Source organism: Deinococcus actinosclerus (genome assembly GCF_001507665.1).
Lineage (GTDB): Bacteria > Deinococcota > Deinococci > Deinococcales > Deinococcaceae > Deinococcus > Deinococcus actinosclerus.
Map to the genome: position 1 here is coordinate 1,982,368 of NZ_CP013910.1, position 15,905 is coordinate 1,998,272.

Annotated in this window: 14 protein-coding genes and 1 pseudogene; 6 read left to right on the forward strand and 9 right to left on the reverse strand. The window is 73.3% G+C overall.

Features of this window, described 5'->3' with window-relative positions; translation table 11 throughout:
- Window positions 1-73 precede the first annotated feature (73 nt).
- On the forward strand, window positions 74-1,192 hold the full coding sequence (locus tag AUC44_RS09585) for a M50 family metallopeptidase (RefSeq protein WP_062158421.1): 1,119 nt from the start codon (window positions 74-76) through the stop codon (window positions 1,190-1,192).
- A 73-nt stretch (window positions 1,193-1,265) separates the two neighbouring features.
- Here AUC44_RS09585 and alr read toward each other — a convergent pair whose 3' ends face one another.
- Window positions 1,266-2,342, reverse strand: a complete 1,077-nt coding sequence (alr, locus tag AUC44_RS09590) for an alanine racemase (RefSeq protein ID WP_062158422.1) — start codon at window positions 2,340-2,342, stop codon at window positions 1,266-1,268.
- A 96-nt stretch (window positions 2,343-2,438) separates the two neighbouring features.
- On the opposite strand from alr, the gene AUC44_RS09595 reads away from it, so the two are divergent.
- Entirely contained in the window at window positions 2,439-4,385 is a 1,947-nt protein-coding gene (locus AUC44_RS09595; RefSeq protein WP_231724407.1) for a hypothetical protein, read from the forward strand.
- Between the two features lie 92 nt (window positions 4,386-4,477).
- Window positions 4,478-4,894, forward strand: a complete 417-nt coding sequence (locus AUC44_RS09600; RefSeq protein ID WP_062158424.1) for a hypothetical protein — start codon at window positions 4,478-4,480, stop codon at window positions 4,892-4,894.
- 57 nt (window positions 4,895-4,951) lie between these two features.
- Here AUC44_RS09600 and AUC44_RS09605 read toward each other — a convergent pair.
- Window positions 4,952-5,649: pseudogene (locus AUC44_RS09605) on the reverse strand (ABC transporter ATP-binding protein).
- Between the two features lie 10 nt (window positions 5,650-5,659).
- Window positions 5,660-6,820 (reverse strand): ABC transporter permease, encoded by a 1,161-nt coding sequence (locus tag AUC44_RS09610; protein WP_062158425.1) that lies wholly within the window; start codon window positions 6,818-6,820, stop codon window positions 5,660-5,662.
- Window positions 6,821-6,971: 151 nt separating this feature from the next.
- On the opposite strand from AUC44_RS09610, the gene AUC44_RS09615 reads away from it, so the two are divergent.
- Window positions 6,972-8,207 carry a DUF4127 family protein gene (locus tag AUC44_RS09615; protein ID WP_157445273.1) on the forward strand — a complete coding sequence of 412 codons (1,236 nt, stop codon included), beginning with the start codon at window positions 6,972-6,974 and terminating at the stop codon, window positions 8,205-8,207.
- Between the two features lie 17 nt (window positions 8,208-8,224).
- Here the strand turns inward: AUC44_RS09615 and AUC44_RS09620 are convergent, their stop codons facing one another.
- From AUC44_RS09620 to proB, 3 genes are read right to left on the reverse strand one after another with little or no spacing between them, the layout of a single operon-like run.
- A complete protein-coding gene (locus AUC44_RS09620) occupies window positions 8,225-9,112 on the reverse strand; it encodes a DMT family transporter (RefSeq protein ID WP_062158427.1) in 888 nt (295 codons plus the stop codon).
- Window positions 9,109-9,855 carry a glucodextranase DOMON-like domain-containing protein gene (locus AUC44_RS09625; RefSeq protein ID WP_231724408.1) on the reverse strand — a complete coding sequence of 249 codons (747 nt, stop codon included), beginning with the start codon at window positions 9,853-9,855 and terminating at the stop codon, window positions 9,109-9,111. Before AUC44_RS09625 ends, AUC44_RS09620 begins: the two co-directional genes overlap by 4 nt.
- Before the next feature lie 43 nt (window positions 9,856-9,898).
- The gene (proB, locus tag AUC44_RS09630) at window positions 9,899-10,990 is read right to left on the reverse strand and encodes a glutamate 5-kinase (protein ID WP_062158428.1); all 1,092 of its coding nucleotides are present in this window, start codon (window positions 10,988-10,990) and stop codon (window positions 9,899-9,901) included.
- 127 nt (window positions 10,991-11,117) lie between these two features.
- Between proB and AUC44_RS09635 the strand changes: the two genes are divergently transcribed.
- Window positions 11,118-11,777, forward strand: coding sequence for a hypothetical protein (locus tag AUC44_RS09635; protein WP_157445275.1), 660 nt, complete (start codon window positions 11,118-11,120; stop codon window positions 11,775-11,777).
- Window positions 11,778-11,861: 84 nt separating this feature from the next.
- On the opposite strand, the gene AUC44_RS09640 is transcribed toward AUC44_RS09635, so the two are convergent.
- Window positions 11,862-12,524 carry a TetR/AcrR family transcriptional regulator gene (locus tag AUC44_RS09640; RefSeq protein ID WP_062158430.1) on the reverse strand — a complete coding sequence of 221 codons (663 nt, stop codon included), beginning with the start codon at window positions 12,522-12,524 and terminating at the stop codon, window positions 11,862-11,864.
- Between the two features lie 197 nt (window positions 12,525-12,721).
- Here AUC44_RS09640 and AUC44_RS09645 point away from each other — a divergent pair, with 197 nt between their 5' ends.
- Window positions 12,722-13,594: a bifunctional 5,10-methylenetetrahydrofolate dehydrogenase/5,10-methenyltetrahydrofolate cyclohydrolase gene (locus AUC44_RS09645; protein ID WP_062158431.1), complete on the forward strand. Its 873-nt coding sequence runs from the start codon at window positions 12,722-12,724 to the stop codon at window positions 13,592-13,594.
- Between the two features lie 56 nt (window positions 13,595-13,650).
- Here the strand turns inward: AUC44_RS09645 and AUC44_RS09650 are convergent, their stop codons facing one another.
- Window positions 13,651-14,463: a GNAT family N-acetyltransferase gene (locus tag AUC44_RS09650; protein ID WP_062158432.1), complete on the reverse strand. Its 813-nt coding sequence runs from the start codon at window positions 14,461-14,463 to the stop codon at window positions 13,651-13,653.
- Between the two features lie 56 nt (window positions 14,464-14,519).
- A complete protein-coding gene (locus AUC44_RS09655; RefSeq protein WP_062158433.1) occupies window positions 14,520-15,860 on the reverse strand; it encodes a M28 family metallopeptidase in 1,341 nt (446 codons plus the stop codon).
- Window positions 15,861-15,905: the final 45 nt, after the last annotated feature.

Genomic DNA, 15,905 nt, shown 5'->3' on the forward strand with positions numbered 1-15,905 from the left:
CGGTGCCCGTCCTGCTCCCACTCGCATCCGCTCGGATGGCACGGCTGAACCCCGCCGTCCCATCGGAGGCCCTGTGAATGTCGTGCAGGGCATCGCGGCGGCCCTGACGCCGCTGGGGCTGCTGTGGACGGTGCTGATCATCGGCGTGGCGACGTTCCTGCACGAACTGGCGCACTACGCGCTGGCGCGGCGGCAGGGCGTGGCCGTGCACTCGTTCAGTGTCGGCATGGGCCCGGTGCTGCTGCGGCGGCAGTGGCGCGGCACCGAGTGGCGCCTGAGCCTGCTGCCCATCGGCGGGTACGTGGAGATCGACGGCATGGCCCCCGAGGAGGACGGGCAGGGCGGCTACCGGCAGCCCACGCGCGGCTTCGCGGCGCTGCCGGTGTGGGGCAAGGTGGCGATCCTGCTGGCCGGGCCGCTGACGAACCTGCTGCTGGCGATCGGCCTGATGACCGTGTCGTTCAGTTCGCAGGGCGTGGCTGTGCCCGACCGCGCCCGCATCGAGGAGGTCGTGGCCGGCAGCCGCGCGCAGACGCTGGGCTTCCGCGTCGGGGACGTCATCACCGCCATCGACGGGCAGGACATCCCGGAGACCGCGCAGGTCGGCGGGCAGACGGTGGCCGGGTGGGAGGGCGTGCGGGACGTGCTCACGAAAGCCGGGCCGCATACCTTCACGGTGGTGCGCGACGGGCAGCCCCGCGACGTGCGCTTCGACTGGACCCCCACCGTCGGCGGCCAGAAACAGCTGCTGGGCATCCGCTACGCACCGGACGTACAGCCCGTCAGTGTCGGCGCGGCGTTCGTGCGCGCGTGGCAGGTGACCGGTGAGGCCGTCCCGCAGGTCATCAAATCCTTCGCCGGGCTGTTCCAGCGCTTCTTCACCCTGAACTTCACGCGGGACGAGAACGTCAGTGGGCCCATCGGCACCGCCGAGATCGTCTCCCGCGCCGCCGCCGTCAGTCCCTGGGCGCTCGTGCAGGTCGCCATCCTGCTGAACCTGTCCCTGGCGTTCTTCAACCTGATCCCCATTCCCGGCCTGGACGGGGGGCGTATCGTGCTGGCGCTGGTGGGGGCGCTGCGGGGCCGCCCGCTGACCTTCCAGCAGGAGCAGGCGATCAACTTCGCGGGCTTCGCGTTCGTGATGCTCCTCATGGCCTTCGTGGTCGTCCGGGACGTCAGCCGCTTCTTCTGAGTCAGGCGGCAGCGGGGCCACCGGGATGTCCTCCGGTGGCCCCGCTGCCGCAGATCTCGGGTGAGGACAGCCTTCAGGGGGCGACGCGCCGCTCAATGCGGTCGCCCAGCCCGGTCAGGACCTCGTATTCGATGGTGTCCCCCCAGGCGGCGACGTCGGTGACGGTCAGCCCCTGCTGCTGCCAGAGGGTGACGGGATCGCCCACCTGCACGGTCAGGCCGGTGACGTCCACCATGAGCTGATCCATGCAGATGCGGCCCAGGACGGGGCGGCGCTGGCCCGCGACGAGGACCTGGGCGCGGCCAGTGGCGTTGCGGGGGTACCCGTCGGCGTAACCGATGCCGACCGTGGCGACCTGCGTGTCCCGCTGGGCGCGCCACAGGCCGTTATAGCTGACGGTCTCGCCGGTGTGGGCGGTGTGGAGGTGCGTGACCTGCGCGGTGAGGGTCATGACCGGGCGCAGGGGGAGCACGTCGCGCAGGTGTGTGGGGGCGAAGCCGTAGGAGGCGAGGCCGGGCCGGGCGAGGCGCATGCCGGGCAGCGCCCCGAAGGACAGGATGCCGCCGCCGTTGGAAGCGTGGGCCAGCAGGGGCTCGGGCGTGGCGGGCAGGGCGTCCAGCACGGTCTGGAAGCGGCGCAGCTGTTCGTGCGCAAAGCTCAGGTCGGGTTCGTCGGCGGTGGCGAAGTGGGTGTACGCGCCTTCCAGCAGGCCACGTTCCGCGAGGCGGGTGCCGACCCGGATGGCCTCCTCGGGGCGGGCGCCCAGGCGGTTCATGCCGGTGTCCACCTTCAGGTGCGCGCGGGCGTGGGCGGGCAGGGCGTCGGCCTCGGCCAGCGAGGCGACGGGCAGCCGGACGCCCAGGTCGGCCAGGACGGGCACCTCGGCGGGGGCAGGGGGTGTGAGGAGCAGCACGGGCCGCCCGGTGTTCAGCGTGGCGACCTGCGCGGCCTCGCGGGGCGTGGCGACCGCGAGGCCCCACACGTCCGGGTGGCGGGCGGCCAGGGTGACCACCTCGCGCAGCCCGTGCCCGTAGGCGTTGGCCTTGACGGGCAGCAGCAGCGGCACCCCGGCGCGGCGGGACAGGTGGGTGAGGTTGCCGTGCAGGGCAGCTTCGGAGAGGTGGGCGTGGGCGCGGGCGGCGAGGGTCATCGCCCGCGATGCTACCCCCAGGGACCGCCCGGTGGGGATCAGGTGTCCAGCCGGGACGGGCCTGTATGCTTTTTCTCAGCGATGCCCAGCTTACCGATGACTGTCCGTGCCGTTCCCGTCCGCCTCGCTGTCCTGAGTGGCCTGCTGCTGCTCGCCGCGCCCGCCGCCGCGCAGACCGGCGGCACCCTGCCGCTGGTGTCGGTGGGGGACAAGTGGCCGCAGGCGCAGGAGACCTACGTGATCCGCGTGTCCGCGCAGGACGCCGGCAAACCCCTGGGACTGGAGGTCTACTCCCCCACCTTCAACCTCGCGGACTACGTGGATGGCCGCCGCGCCGAGGGGTATTTCGGGGATGAGCTGTACGCGAAGAACGAGCCCTTCGAGACGACCTTCACGCTGTCCGGCCCCGGCGGCACGGTGCTGGAGCGGCGCTTCAGCCTGAACCGCGAGCACACCTGGGACAGCCTGTTCAGCGGCGGCCTGGGTGCCGGGACGTACACCCTGAAGGTCACCAGCAGGGGCAACGGGAAGAACTCGTTCGCGCTGCGCGTGGCGGACCCCTTCCGGCTGGAGACGAGCGACTTCAGCGTGAACGCCCGTTCCACCGACGAGAACGCGCTGCTGGCCGCGCGCGTGAACGTCACCGCCGACTGGGTGGGCAGGACTCTGGGCCTGCTGAACTACGACGTGGACGGCGCGCAGGAGGCCGAGATCTGGGCGGTGCAGCCCGGCGGGGCGCGCGTGAACCTCACGCCCAGCGAGAACGGCCGCACGGCCACCGACGCGTTCCGCATCACGCCCGAGCTGGTGGGCGAGTGGCAGCTGTACATCCGGGTGCTCAGGACCACGAAGCAGTACAGCAACGCGATCCGCTTCTCGTTCCGCCTGAACGACCAGCCCATCACGGGCAGCGTGGGGGGCTTCGTGGTGCCGGGCGGCGCCAAGATCGCCAACCAGCTGCTGGTGGACGTCGTGGACCCGCAGGGCCGCCCGATTCCCGGCGCGTCGTACGCGCTGGTCGGGGACGCGGTGGTGCGCCCGGTGCTGCCCGGCGGGTACGTGCCCGTCAGCAGCACCCTGATCCAGGGCACGGGCAACATCGTCTCGCCCACCGAGGTGCGCTACCAGCCGGGCTTCACGAAGATCCGCTTCGTGGCCCGCCCGCCACAGGGGCAGCTCCAGGTGGAGGCGGTGGCGCTGTACGCCGGGCAGCGCATCCCGCTGACGGGCGTGCCGTTCCAGGTGGGCGGGCAGACGCTGAGCACGCCCACGACGGTGCCGCTCGCGCCGGGCGACTACCCGGTCACCCCGACGGCGGTGCCGGGCAGCACGGTCACGCCGCCCCCGGCAGGCCGCGTGACCGACAGCGGCACCGAGCGCGTGACCATCGAGTACCGCGTGCTGACGGACGTGACGCTGGTCACCTCGCCGGACATCCTGAACGTCTGCGACGTGACGCAGCTGACGGCGCTGGCGAAGACGGACTTCCCGTACCGCCTGCCCGGCAAGCTCAGCCTGAACCTGCCGACCGGCTGGACGACCGACTATCCGCTGGAGGCGAACGGCGACTTCAGTCAGGGACTGCCGCTGCGGCTGAAGGTGCCGGTGCGGGTGTGCCGCAGTGACACCGCCGAGGCGGTGCTCGACCCGGTGGGGCTGCGCACGACCGGGCAGGCGCGGGTACGCAACCCGGGCGGCGCGAACGTGACCCGTAACGTGCAGGGCGGCGCGCGCGCCAGCCTGTCCAAGGCGGTGGAGGCCGCCCCGCAGGGCCAGGGGTACGTGGTGACGCTGGTGTTCACGGTGGACAGCACCCTGGAGAACGTGCGGCTGATCGACCCCCTCCCGGCCGCCGGGGCGCAGCCGGCGGTGCGCGGCCCGCTGCAGGTGCAGGGGCCCAGCCTCGCGAACCTGAACCCGCGCCTGGAGGGCGACGCGATCGTGCTCACGCGGGTGATTCCCGGCACCTACACGCTGTCGTACACGCTGCTCACGGATCAGCCGGCCGACCGGGTGGTCACGGCCCCGGATCTCGGCTGGTAGGCCGCCGCGGGGCGCGGGCTAGCGCGCGGGGGTGAACGGCCCGTGAGTCAGGTGTTCACCCTTCCCGGGGGCTTCTCAGGTACACTCCTCTCATGAAGCGATTTGCGCTGTGCCTGCCGCTGCTGCTGGCGGCCTGTGGGTTCTCACCGGCGGTGCCGCCGTCGGTGGGCGACCTGCTGAGTGCCCCGACGGCGCTGAACGTGGGCGGGCAGGTCGTGACGCTGGACTCGGCGTCCGCCAGTGGCGCGGGCGGCTTCGGCGTGAAGGTGCGCCTGAACTCACGGGACGCCCTGCCGGCCCTGCGGCTGGACGGGGTGTTCGTGGTGAGCGGCACGGACCTGTGGAAGTCCCCGCTGCGCGCATCGGGCGCGCAGGGCAGTGCGTTCGGCCGGTCCGGTGCGGGCGTGCAGCCGGGCGAGACCGTGCAGGTCGTGGTGCGCCTGCGGGACGCGCAGGGCCGCCCCCTGTGGCTGCGCGACGGCGAGACCCGCGTGGGCACCGCCCCCTGACCAGGAAGCAGTGAGCGCGGCCCGGACAGCTCATCCGGGCCGCGCTTCCTTGTGTGGTCAGCCGGGCGTGACCACGCCGTCACGCACGCTGAGGTGATGGTCGGCCTGCGCGGCGATGTCGCGGTCGTGGGTGATCAGCACGACCGTACGGCCTGCGTCGGCCGCGCCGCGCAGCAGCGCCAGGATGCGTTCGCCGGTGCGGGTGTCGAGGTTCCCGGTGGGTTCGTCGGCCAGCAGCACGCCCGGATTTCCGGCCAGTGCGCGGGCGATGGCGACGCGCTGCGCCTCCCCGCCGGACAGCTGGCTGGGCAGGTGGTCGGCGCGGCGCTCCAGGCCGACGAGGGCCAGCAGTTCGCGGGCGCGGGCCTGCCGCTCGCGGGGGGCAGGCCCGCCAGGGTCAGGGGGAATTCGACGTTCTCCTGCGCGTTGAGGATGCTCACGAGGTTGTGGTTCTGGAACACGAAACCGTAGTGCCGCAGCCTGAGGTCGGCGCGGCTGGTCTCACTCAGGGCGGTGAGGTCGGTGTCGCCGACCTGCACGTGGCCGGTGGTGGGCGTGTCGAAGCCCGCCAGGAGGTTCAGCAGGGTGCTCTTGCCGCTGCCCGAGGGCCCGACGACGGCAGTCAGGCCGGGCGGGAAGGCGTGCGTGAAGGGCGCCAGCGCCTGCACCTGTCCGTCCCCGCTGGGGTACACGCGCGACAGGTTGTGAACACTGAGGGTGGGCGTAATGGCCGCAGTGCTGGCTGGCGTGGTCATGGCGGTCATGTCAGACCCTCCCGAGGGCGCCCACGATGCTCAGGCGGCTGGCGTTCCGGGCGGGCAGCAGGCCCGAGAGCAGCCCCAGCAGGAAGCTGATGCCCAGTGCCAGAAGCGTCAGGCGGGGCGTGAGGGCCGCCGCGTCGATCCCGGCGAGCTGCTGCGTGTACAGGTTCACGATCACGATGCCCACGAGGCCCAGCAGGACGCCGCCCACGCCACCCACCAGCGAGAGCAGCAGCGACTCGGTCAGGACGAGCGCGCGCACGAACGCGGGCCGCGCCCCGATGGCGCGCAGCGTGGCGAACTCGCGGGTGCGTTCGAAGACGCCCATCATGACGGTGTTCGCGACGGCCAGCCCACCCACGATCAGCGCGATCAGGGAGATCCCGAAGCGCACGGCGTCGCTGATGCGCAGCGCCCGCTCGATGAAGCTCAGGAAGTCCGACTGCGTGGCGGCCTCCAGGTTCAGGCGGTCACTGATGCTCGTGGCGACCGCGCGGGCCTGCCGGGGATCGTTCAGTTTCACGGCGACCAGGGACACGCGGCCCTCGGCGCCCTCGCTGCGTTGAAGGGGCGTCAACGGCATGAAGATGAAGTTGTCCACCAGCCCGGACTGCGGCGCCAGGACGCCCACGACCTTCACGCTGGCGCGGCGGTTGAGGTTCAGGGTGCTGCCCAGGCCCAGGCGCAGGTTCTGCGCGGCCTTGGCGCCCACGACGGCCGCACCGGTCTGCTCGTCGGCGGGCAGCAGCAGGCGGCCCTGGGCGAGCGCCGTGTTCGGGAAGACCGCGCCGATCCCGCCGCTGGCGGGCAGGCCGTACAGCACGACGCTCTGGGTGGGGTCCAGGCCGCCCCGCACGGCCATCACGACCGGCGTGACGGTCTGGAGGCCCAGTTCCGGCGCGAGCGCCTGGAGCTGCTTGACCGTGTCCTGCGGGAGGTTCGGGTGCAGCGCCAGGCCCTGCGAGAGCGGCGTGAGGCTCACCTGGATGTCCGGGCCGATGCCGCCCAGTTCGCTGGTGAATACCTTGCGGATGCCCTCGCCCAGGGACAGGAAGATCACCATGCTGGCGACCGCCACGGTGATGCCCAGCGCGGTCAGGAAGGTGCGTACCCGGCGGCGGGTCAGGCCGCGCCACGCGAGTCGCCACAGGTCACTGGCTTTCATGAGGTTCAGGCTACCCGCCTGTACCCGGGACAGGTGGCATGCCCGCGTACAGAGCCCGCCGTGGACTCCATGAAACACCCAGCGGGTCCTCACGGGTGGCCGCTAGGGTCGGGGCACGATGCGCCGCACCTCTTCCCTCCTGAAGGCCCTCATGCCCCTCGCGCTGCTGGGCGCGGCGGACGCGCAGACGCTGCTGCCCCTGGATTCCCGCCCAGCCACGCGGGTGCTGCCCGCCCTGATCGGGGGCCTGCGCGGCGACGCGCTGCACGTGCCGGACGCGGCGCTGCTGGGCACCGCGGCGCGCGGCGCGGACCCGGCGGCGCTGGGCGCGTGGCTGGACGCCCAGCCGCGCACGGGGCCGCTGATCGTGTCCCTGGACGCCCTGGCGTACGGCGGGCTGGTGCAGTCCCGCACGAGCCCGCTGACGGCACAGGAAGCCCTGGCGCGGCTGGATCCGCTGCGCACCTGGACCGAGCGGACGGGCCAGCCGGTGTACGCGTTCATCACGCTGCCGCGCGAACCGGACGCCACCGACCGCGCGCGTAACCTGGAGGTCGTGCGTGCCGTGATCGGCTGGGCGCGCGAGGGCCGCCTGAAGGAACTGGACGTCACCTGGGACGACGCGCTGCCCGGCAGTCCCGCCCCGCAGGAGGGCGCCGCGCTGGCGAAGGACGCCCCGGCGAACGTGCGCGTGTACCCCGGTGCGGACGAGGTGCTGTCCATGCTGACCGCCCGCGCCCTGGCCCCGGAAGCGGCGACGGTGCGCGTGGAGTACAGCGACCCCGACGCGGCGCAGCAGGTCATGAAGTACGAGGGGATTCCCCTGACGCAGAGTGCCACCAATCACGCGCAGGGCAGCGGGTTTCAGGTGGTGGATGGTCGGGCCGACCTGACGCTGTTCGTGTTCAACGGCGGCGACCCGCGCCGCGCGGCCCTGCGGGTCAGCAGTCTGCTGCGCGCCGGACGGGTCGCGGTGGCGGACGTGGCGCAGGTGAATCTGGGCAACCCGCGCTTCTGGTCGGATCTGCGCACGCTGCGCCAGCACGCGAACCTTCAGGCGCTGGCGGCGTGGGGCACACCCGGCAACAACCTCGGGACGGCCCTGGCGCACGCGAAACTGGCGCGGGGGGCCGATCCGGTCCGGCAGGACGCGTTGCTGGCCCGTGAGTTCGCCAACGACGTGATCTACAGCTCGGAGGTCCGCGCGCAGCTACGCAGGCTGATCCCGGAGGCGCAGCTGAACACCCCGCAGGCGCAGGAAGCCCTGATGCGGCTGGCCGGCGGGTTCTTCCCGCTGCGGGTGGGCGACAGCTACACCCTTAGCGGCGCGGCGCTGCCGTGGGGCCGCTCGTTCGAGTGGGACTTCACGCTCGACCAGCAGCCCTGATCAGTCCGCCGGTCTGATCATTCGGCTGGCGGGTGGCGTTCGGTATCGCTGGGCCCCACGCTCAGGAGCAGCGCCGCGCCGATCACCAGGGCAGCACCCAGCAGGGCCAGCGCGGAGAGGCGCTCGCCGAACAGCAGGGCGGCCAGTGAGGCGGCCACGACGGGCTCCAGGCTGGCGATCACGCTGGCGCGCGTGGCAGGCAGGCGCTTGAGGCCCCAGGAGTACGCGAGGTACGCGAGGTAGGTGCTGAACACGGCGATCGCGCCCAGGCTGCCCCACGCGCCGGGGGTCTTCTCCGTGAAGGTCACGAAGGGCAGCAGGACCACGGCCCCCACCGGCAGGGCCACCGCGAGCAGTGCGGGCGGCTCGTAGCGGGTGAAGAACGCCTTGCCATACAGGTAGTACAGGCTGTACGTGAACCCGGCGGTCAGGCCCCAGGCGAGCGCGGCGGGCGTGACGGTCACGCCCTGCCCGCCGCCCAGGCTGATCAGGGCGATGCCGCCCAGCGTGCCCGCCACGGCCAGGAGTTCACGGCCGCCCAGGCGTTCGCGCAGGAACGCCCAGCCCATCACGGCCACGAAGGCGGGCGCGGTGTACAGCAGCACGCTGGCGAGGCTGGCCCCACCCGCGCGCACCGCCAGCTGGTACGAGCCGTAGAAGATGCTCACGCCGGCCACGCCGAACGCGGCAGTGATCAGCAGGTCACGCCCACGCGGGAGGCGGGCGCGGATCACGGCGGCGTGAGCGGCGTACAGCGTCCCGGCCAGCGCGGCGCGCCAGAACGCGACCTCCAGCGGGTCCAGACCGGCGGCCTGCGCCTGCTTGCCCAGGATGCCCAGCAGGCCCCACAGGACGGCGGCGGCCAGGATCAGCAGCGGGGCGGGCAGGGCCGGGCGGGCCGTCACGGCCTCACGCGCGCATTCAGTCGCCGCCAGACGGCGACGGTGGCGATCACGGTGATCAGCAGGCCCACGCCGCCCAGCGCGAGCAGCCCGATTCCCACGAGGTCACGGGTCTCCCCCACCGGGGCCAGGGTGCCGCGCGTGTACGCCTGGGTATCCCCGGGCGCGGCCATCACGTCCACCGGGACCGGCGCGTCGGCGCGGCCCGCCTGAAGGGCCGTGGAGCCCGGTGTGGTCGTGGGGCGCAGCACGCCGTCGCGCGTCAGCGGGGAGTACACGCTGTTCGTCACCCAGTAGCCGTAGCGGCCCTCGGGCACGGCGGTCTGCACGATCAGGTTCGTGCCGGACACCTGCACGGTCGGCGTGGCCAGCGGGCGTTCCCGGCCCTGGGCGTCCACCTCGGTCAAGGTGCTGCCGCCCGGCGAGACGCGCAGGTGGTACTGCCAGCCGCCGCCACTGGTGCGCAGGCCCAGGTCACCCAGGGTCGCCTGACCACCCAGCGCGCCCTTCACGAAGATGTCGGTCACGCCGGCGCTGAAGCCGCCCGGGGCGTTCCAGGGGTTGCCCAGCTGGCCGTACGTGACCGTGAACTGCATCCCTTGCGGGGTGCCCTTGGTGCTCAGGGCGCGCAGGTCGAGCATCTCGGCCGTGAAGGGGGGGCGGGTGGGCAACACGTACCCGCCGTCGCCACGGGCGTCTCCGGCCGGGTCGGTGAGTTGAGCTTGGGAGGCGAGCAGGGCCAGCACGCCCGGCAGTATAGAGGCGGGGCTCACCGCGCGGCGCCCGCCCTCACAGCCGCACGAGGTCGTCGCGGTGCACGGCTTCCGGGCCGTAGGTGTAGCCCAGCAGGCCCTCGGTGGCGCTGGAGTGCTGCCCGGCGAGTTTCAGCAGGTCCGCCGAGGCGTAGCGGGTCAGGCCGCGCGCGAGTTCGGTGCCGTCGGGGCCCAGCAGGCGGATGGTGTGGCCGCGCCCGAAGCGGCCCTGCACCCCGGTGATCCCGGCGGGCAGCAGGCTCGCGCCGCGCTCGGACACGGCGCGGGCGGCCCCGGCGTCCAGGGTGACGCTCCCGGCGGCGATCTCCGCGAGGATCCAGCGCTTCCTGGCCTCCAGGCGGGACCCGGCGGCCAGGAAGCGCGTGCCGACGCTCTCGCCGGCCAGCAGCCGGGTCAGGACGTCGCGGGCGTCGCCGGGCGCGACCACCACCGGGGTGCCCGCGCGGGTGGCGATCTCGGCCGCCTGGATCTTGGTGTGCATACCGCCGGTGCCCCGGTGCGACCCCGCACCGCCGGCGCGCGCCCAGACGTCGGGGGTCACGCGCTCCACGACGGGAATCAGGGTGGCGCCTGCGTCCCGGCGCGGGTCGGCGGTGTACAGGCCGGGCGCGTCGGTCAGGATGACCAGCAGGTCCGCCTCCACGAGGTTCGCCACGAACGCCGAGAGGGTGTCGTTGTCGCCGACCTTGAGCTGTTCGAGCGCCACGGCGTCGTTCTCGTTGATGACCGGCATCACGCCGCGCGCCAGGCAGGTGTCCAGGGTGGTGCGGGCGTTCAGGTAGCGCGTGCGGTCCCGGAAGTCGTCGGCGGTGAGCAGCACCTGCGCCACGGGCAGGCCGTACAGGTCGGCCAGCTGCGCGTACGTGTGCATCAGGCGGCCCTGCCCCACGGCGGCCAGCAGCTGCTTTTCCGCCAGCGTGCGGTCGCGCGGCGGGAAGCCCAGCGCCTCCCAGCCGGCCAGGACCGCGCCGCTCGTGACGAGCACGACCTCGTGCCCGGCCTCGCGGGCGGCGGCCAGGGTGCGGATCAGGTCCACCATGCGGGGGCGGTGCAGGCGGTCCGTGCCTGCCGTGAGGACGCTGGTGCCGAGTTTCAGAACGACGCGCATACCGCCGCCAGCATACGGGCGCGTCCAGGCGGGGCGGGTCGCCCTGTGCAGCCGGGGGCCGAGCGTCCCCCCTCCTCCCCGGCGGGTGCAGCGCGCCGCGCCGGGAGGATCAGGCACACTGGGGCGCGTGCGTCCTCACGCCTTGGCCCTCCTGCCTGTCCTGCTGGCCCTGCCGGGTACCGCAGCCGCCCAGCCGGGCGCGCTCAGCCCGGCGCGGGGCGCGCAGCTCTTTGTCCAGAGCTTCCAGTCGCTGCCGGGCGAGACGTCCCTGCTGGCCCTGGCGCGGCGGGAGCGGCTCGACTGGACGGCCACGCAGAACCTGTTCGCCACGCAGGTCACCGACGAGGAGCACAGCTTCCTCGACTGGCGCGGCAGCAGCGTGGAGGCCGGGGGCCGCACCTTCACGACCCTGCGGGCCGCCACCTACCCCCAGGGGAACCGGGCGCTGCTGGTGCTGAACCGCGAGTGGTGCCGCGCCGGGTCGTGTCAGCAGCGCACGGCCTTCGGCTGGGTGGACGCCCGGGGGCTGAGGCCCGTGCCGGAGGCGGACGTCATCCAGCTGATCCGCGACGCGGATTTCCTGGTGGGCCCGCCGCCCGCCTGCCTGCGCGGGGTGAGTCTGGGCGTGCAGTACCTGCCGTCGCGTCAGCGCGCGGGCCTGACCATCCTGCCCGTCGTGCCCGACCCCGTCCGGCGGACCTGCGAGGCGGCGGGCGCGAACCTGACGGCGGCGCTCCGGGCCCTGCAGCTCAACTGGGTGCCGGGCGCCGGAAAGTTCCGCTGGTGACCCCCGGGGGTCTGCGCCGGCATGCCAGACAGGCGAACCTCCGGGCGCCGCTGCAGGTGCCCGGAGGTCACGGGAGGGGCGGGTTCAGACCGCGTTGGCGCGGGCGTCCTGAGCGGCCAGCTGCTCGACGATGCCGCGCAGCGCGAGTTCGAACTCGGCGCGGTACTCGCCGGGCAGCTCGGCCCGGGGCTGTCCGGTCCTGGGGTCCAGGCCCGGCAGGCTCTCGCGGAACTGCTGCCAGCCGATGGCCAGGGCGTACAGGTGACGCAGCAGGCGCAGCGTGACCGGCGCGCTGTAGGGCATGTGCTGCACGAGGCGGTGCAGCTGGCTGTCGAGTTCACGGCGGAATTCCAGGCCCAGTTCAGGGCGCACGTTGCGTTCCAGCACCGTGCCCAGCAGCACGAGCAGGCGGCGCAGCGGCGTGAGGCTGTCGGCCGAGTCGAGCAGCACGTCGGTGACCTGCTGCGGCGTGCGGGGCTGGCGCTCGATCAGCAGGTCGCTGGTGCGGGTGATCCACTGCCCGAGGTGTTCGCTGAGCAGCGCCAGGAACAGTTCTTCTTTCGTGTCGAAGTACAGGTACAGCGTGCCCTTGGCGAGTTTGGCCTCGCGGGCGACCTGATTCATGCTGAGTTCGGCGTAGGTGGTGGTCGTCCACAGGCGCTCGGCGGCACGCAGGATGTCGTCGCGGCGCTGGTTCTTTTCTTCGGCGCTGCGGGCGCGGGCGGGTCGGACGGATTCGGAAGGCATCAGGCTAGACCATAGCTTTGTGAGTTTTCTGACGCTGTGAAGCACTTCACGGTATCCCCCCCCAGGGGATCGGTGCCCCCCCCAGATGCCCCCGCCGCCTCAGGGCCGGGTATGCTGGGCGGGACGCCTTCCCGCACGGGAAACGGCCCGCCCGTCCCGACCTCTGCGCCCTCTGACTTCACCCTCTGGATCTCCCCATGACTGACCTTGCACCCACCCCCCTGGCCCTGCCAGGTAAACCCCGCGCCGACCAGGTCACCCGGCAGGTGCGCGCCGATCTGAGCAGCTGGGACTTCCAGCCGCACCTCGTGAGTGTCCTGGCCTCCGGCGATCCGGCCAGCCGCGTGTACGTGGACAGCAAGGCCCGGCAGGCCAAGCGGCTGGGCGTGCGCTTCACGGTGCGCGACCTGGGACCGCAGGCCACCCAGGAGAAGCTGCACGCCACGCTGCACGCGCTGTCCAGCGATCCGGACGTGCACGGCATCATGCTGGAGCTGCCGCTGGCCGCGCCGCTGGACGCGGACGCCGCGCTGCTGCACCTGACGGCCCGCAAGGACATCGAGGGCCTGAGCCCCGCGAACCTCGCGCTGATCGCCGCCGGACGCGAGGGAGAGGCGCTGCTGCCCCCCACGCCCCGCTCGATCCGGTTCCTGCTGCGCGAGGCGCTGGGCGACGACCTGCGCGGCGCGCGCGTGGCCGTGATCGGGCCGGGCCGCACGGTGGGCCGCCCGCTGACGTTCATGCTGAACAACCGCGGCGCGACCGTCACGCTGTGCAACGAGCACACCCGCGACCTGAGCGGCGTGCTGGCCGCGCAGGACGCCGTGGTGATCGCGGTGGGCCGCGCGGGCCTGCTGCGCGCCGGGCACGTGCAGCCACACCACGTGGTGATCGACGCCGGGATCAACGTGCCCGCCGACGGCAGCGGCGTGGTGGGCGACGCCCAGGCGAACCTGCCGGTCCGCGCGCAGACGCCGGTCCCCGGGGGGGTGGGGCCGCTGACGAGCGCGCTGATGTACCAGAACCTCGTGCGCGCCGTGAAGTTGCAGCGCGGCGAACCGGTCGAGTAGACGCTGAACGCCGGTGGGGCACCCCGTCCTCAGGCCCAGGGGTGCCCCACCGGCGTTCACTCCTGCGGGCGCCGTTCCAGGGCGATCTGCACCTCAGTCGGCGTGAAGCCCACGCTCTCGTACAGGCGCTGGGCGTGGTAGTCCGGGTCGGCCACGATGACCAGCGTGCGGGTGCCCAGCTGCCCGCGGGCCCACTCGCCCGCGCGGTGGACCAGGGTGCCCGCCAGGCCGCGCGAGCGGGCGTCCGGGTGCGTCTCGACGCTCTGGTAGCGGGCGACGCCCTCCCCCGCGCCGAAGATGCCCAGGCCCGAGAGCATGTCGCCCCGGTCGTCGAAGGCGCCCAGCACCGCGCCGTGCCCGGCGGCCTGCGCGGCGCGGTAGGCGGCCAGCTTGCGTTCGGCGAACACCCGGTAGCCTGCCGGCTCGTGCCCGTGCGGGTCGGCGGCGTTCACGGCCTCGCGCAGGCGCAGGGCGGCACTCCAGTCGGCGTCGCCGTCCAGCACCCGCACGGTCGCGTCGCGGTTTATGCGGCGGGGCGCGTGGGTGCGCCCGGCGGTCAGGACCGTGTCGGCACGCACGTCGTACCCGGCTGCCCTGAACTCGTCGGCGGCCGGGCCCTCCAGCGCCGGGCCGGGCACGTCCACCCCGAACACGCGGTGCGCGGCGTGCGGATACTCCTGCGTGAACGCCGCCTCCCAGCCCGGACGGTCGCCGGGAGCGGGCAGCGCGGGCATGAGCAGGAAGTTGCCCCACCAGAACGTGGGATTGGCGGGCGACCGGACGACCGCGTAGGCCGGGCCGCGCGCCACGAGGCTCCCCTCCTGGCGGCGCAGCGCGAGATCCGTGAAGTAGGCGAGGGACCGGGTCATGCCGCCCAGGCTAGCGGGCCGGGTGATCCAGCAGCCTCCGCCAGATGGCGTGCTTCTCAGTGGCAGTCGCGGCCGGTCAGCCCGCACTCGGGACGCGGCGTGAACGGCGCGGCCAGTGCCGCCTGCCCGATCGTCCAGGCGGCGTCGGCCGCGTCCTGCACGAGGGCGGTGTTCAGCGCAGTGTCCTGGGCGGTGTGGTACTGCCGGTCCACGCCCCGGTGCAGGAACGCGGCGGGAATACGGACCGCCTTGAAGGCCGCGTGGTCGCTCAGGCCGGTCGGGCCGGCGCTGCGCCCGAAGGTCTCGCGGGTGGACTGGGGGTCGTCCTCGAACTCGCGCAGGCCGGGCCGGGCGGCGCGGATCAGCGGCAGCAGGTCCTCGGTGGCGGCCACGCCCAGCGGCTGGGCGTTCACGCCCACCATGTCGAGGTTGATCATGACGCGGGTCTGCTCCATGGGGTAGGCGTACGTCTTCACGAACTGGCGGCTGCCGGTCAGGCCGAGTTCCTCCCCGTCGAAGAGCACGAACCAGGCCCGCTCCGCGTCCGGGGTGCCCGCCGCGCGCCGGGCGAGGTCGAGCACCGCCAGGACACCGCTGGCGTTGTCGTTCGCGCCGGGCGCCCCGGGGACGCTGTCGAGGTGCGCGCCGTAGATGACCTGCGGCTGCCCCTGGACGCGCCGCGCGACGAGATTCCCCGCCTGCACCGTGTGCGTACCGGTCCGGGCGGTGAAGGTGACGGTCTGCCCCAGGTGCGCCTCCAGGGCCGTTCCAGCCGCGCGGTCCAGCACCAGCATGGGCAGCGGTGTGGCCGGCGCGCGGGACAGGGCGGGCGGACGGGCGCAGTCGTCGATGATCGCCTCGCCGAACGCCCCCTGGTCGATGAGGTCGGCGGCGAACGCCCCCCAGGGCCGCGCGGGGCAGTGCGTGAGGACCAGTTTCATCTGGAGGTCCAGGGCGTCCACCTGCGACTCGGTGGCGTCCCCGGACACCGCCACGAGTGCCCCCTGCTGGTCGGCACCCTGCGAGCCGTACAGGGCGCGGCCCGTGACGGTCAGCCCACCGGGACCGGCGACGGTCGCGCCGCCGTCCGTCCAGACCTCCAGCGGGAAGGCGTCGCGGGTCACGTGGTAGCCCAGCGCGGTCAACTGCGCCTGCGCCCAGTCGAGGGTGCGGTCGTGGCCGGGGGTGCCGGGCGCACGCGGCCCGAACGTCTTCAGGGTGGCCCAGTCGCCCGCAGCGGTGCCCTGCCGCGCGGCGGGCTGCACGGCGGGATTCACGGGGCGGGTGACCCAGCTATACGCGCCCCACCCCAGCGCCGCCGCGCCGAGCAGGGGCAGGATCACTTTCCAGGCGGGAAGGGCGGGGCGGGTGGGCAGGACGCGGGTGCGGGGGAACATGCTGCCCTCTTCATACGCTGCCCGGGCGGGCCGGGTTGCCGCAGG

What these genes read in the sequence shown, in the direction of transcription:
- alr (WP_062158422.1), bottom strand. Translation starts at nt 2,342, where the DNA reads ATGACCCTCGCCGCCCGCGCCCACGCCCACCTCTCCGAAGCTGCCCTG.
- AUC44_RS09595 (WP_231724407.1), top strand. Translation starts at nt 2,439, where the DNA reads ATGACTGTCCGTGCCGTTCCCGTCCGCCTCGCTGTCCTGAGTGGCCTG.
- AUC44_RS09600 (WP_062158424.1), top strand. Translation starts at nt 4,478, where the DNA reads ATGAAGCGATTTGCGCTGTGCCTGCCGCTGCTGCTGGCGGCCTGTGGG.
- AUC44_RS09610 (WP_062158425.1), bottom strand. Translation starts at nt 6,820, where the DNA reads ATGAAAGCCAGTGACCTGTGGCGACTCGCGTGGCGCGGCCTGACCCGC.
- AUC44_RS09615 (WP_157445273.1), top strand. Translation starts at nt 6,972, where the DNA reads ATGCCCCTCGCGCTGCTGGGCGCGGCGGACGCGCAGACGCTGCTGCCC.
- proB (WP_062158428.1), bottom strand. Translation starts at nt 10,990, where the DNA reads ATGCGCGTCGTTCTGAAACTCGGCACCAGCGTCCTCACGGCAGGCACG.
- AUC44_RS09640 (WP_062158430.1), bottom strand. Translation starts at nt 12,524, where the DNA reads ATGCCTTCCGAATCCGTCCGACCCGCCCGCGCCCGCAGCGCCGAAGAA.
- AUC44_RS09645 (WP_062158431.1), top strand. Translation starts at nt 12,722, where the DNA reads ATGACTGACCTTGCACCCACCCCCCTGGCCCTGCCAGGTAAACCCCGC.
- AUC44_RS09650 (WP_062158432.1), bottom strand. Translation starts at nt 14,463, where the DNA reads ATGACCCGGTCCCTCGCCTACTTCACGGATCTCGCGCTGCGCCGCCAG.
- AUC44_RS09655 (WP_062158433.1), bottom strand. Translation starts at nt 15,860, where the DNA reads ATGTTCCCCCGCACCCGCGTCCTGCCCACCCGCCCCGCCCTTCCCGCC.